Origin of the sequence: Vibrio sp. 10N.261.52.A1, from assembly GCF_002876325.1 — a bacterium.
GTDB classification, from domain to species: Bacteria; Pseudomonadota; Gammaproteobacteria; order Enterobacterales; family Vibrionaceae; genus Vibrio; species Vibrio chagasii.
Window position 1 is genome coordinate 1 of record NZ_MCYD01000120.1, and the last position, 2082, is coordinate 2082.

At 36.1% G+C, this 2082-nt stretch carries 1 protein-coding gene; it reads right to left on the reverse strand.

Annotated elements, in window-relative coordinates; translation table 11 throughout:
- The coding region (locus BCT81_RS01700) for a glycosyltransferase (RefSeq protein WP_133152487.1) at positions 1 to 2082 on the reverse strand (2082 nt) is incomplete at both ends.

Here is a 2082-nt window from a genome sequence, read left to right on the forward strand (position 1 = left end):
GGTGCAATACTGATATCGCACTCAGATAGTAGGCGCAAATACTCAGAGTAAGTACAAAGTTCAAAACGTTCTACTTGAGCATCAAGACCGTCAAAACAAGATGGTAGCTCCAATAAGCCAATAATTCTAAAAATAACTTGAGAGTTTTCTCTCAGTACTTTCGCAATAGACAAAGCGGCTTCTTCGAAATCAATATTATGAGTTGATGTCCCTGACCCATACACAATTCGAATTTTATTGTCTACTTTCTGTTCATTGTCCGAATTTTTTAATATCTCATTAGCGAGTTGAAGAGTCTCTGAGTCTAGGCAATTTTCAAGTACGAAAACATTTTCGACGCCTTCCGCCTTCATTGAATCAGCTAAGCCAGAGGTCGAAGCAATTGCCATATCACACGCAAGAAGTGTACGCTTATAAGAATTAGCACCTTCCAGTACTTGAGCTCTCACTTCGCTCGAAAGATCACTAATAGTTTTACTCTCTGCGAGTATAGTTTCGTTAAAGATAAGATCATCAACTTCCCAAAAAGTTCTTACATTGAGGCGTTTACACTCATCAATCAAAGCCAATACAGTATCAGTGCTTGGAACCCGATAAAAAATAACTACTGATGAGTGGGATATACTCATCCTCGACTTATAGTAATCAGTCCAAGAGACCACTTCACACTTAAAGCCCAATAGCTCCAGCATTTCTTTTTTCTGTGTAACTCTGTATTTAGTACACTGTTGTATACTTAACTCCGCGATGATTGTGACTGAGTTTAGACAAACGCCATGAGCTAATACTGAAGGTTTGTTGATAAAGTCCCTCTCAATAAAACTATGGACATGTCCTCTCGCTGAATTACTTAAAGCTGTACGTACTAGAGTGCGTAATCCGCCTGATTTAAAGACTTGAAAAGCATAATTTAAGGTATTTCTCAGACCTTTCTGACGGATAATTCGAGGTAGATAGAGGGCGAGTTCCTTCACTCTCTTGACTTTTGAAAGTACGGCTATAATTGGCTGCACAGCTCTCCAAGTGTTAGAATTTTCAATGGAACTTAAACGGTTAACAGCGCTATCAAGAGAGTCGATTTGCTCTTCTAACGATTCAACCATATCACTTAATGAGTTATTTTCATTAGTCAAAGTACTTACTTCATCTAAAACTTTACTTCTGAAGAAGTCTGATTTTGAGTATAAATCAAAAAAATGTTGATATTTTTCAGAAGGAAAGTTTATGTCGGAACCAATGCGAGTATATAACTCATCGAGTATTGCTTTAGCCGATGCAAATTTACCGACACCAATTAGATAGTCGTATAACTTATGATATTTAGAAGACTCAGAGCATTCAGAATGGACAACGTATGACAAAAGTTCTAGATCGAAATCCAAAAAGCGACGTTCAACACGAAACTGTTCATACTCACTTCGGAAAAACTTTGAGTCATTGGTAGCCAAACTCAAATTCTGACCGTCTCCTCTCACCCGATACGCAGACAGTTTATGGCTAAGTAATGTAATATCTTCAGTAGAAGACAACCTTAACCACAGATCGTAGTCTTGAAGTTGAAGTAGCCTTTCATCGAAATAACCATACTCTTCAAAAATGTCTTTATGGAACATACCTGAAGTCGCACACAACATATTTCCACAATCAATGAAATGCTTTTTTATCTCTAAACTACTAAATTCCTTATTAAATATACGGGATAATTCATGATCGCAGACATTTTTATCATCATCAATTGTGTCCACCCAAGAGAAAGAAAAACGAGCCCCACTCTCAAGCATCAACTTCAATTGCATTGCTAGTTTGTTATCGTAATAAAAGTCATCACCTGAAAGTAAAGTAATATAAGTTCCCTTGGCATTTCTAATTGCTAAGTTAGATGCATGAGAAGGAAAGGTATTATTATCAAGAGCGATTAATTTAATTTTATCGCTTTCAGATTTATACTTTTTTACTACTTCAATCGTACCATCTGTAGAGTTATTATCGACAATAATTAGCTCAAAGTTTTTATAACTTTGAGATAAACAACTTTCAATAGAATCTGAAATGTAATTTTCATGATTATAAGTAACCATGCAT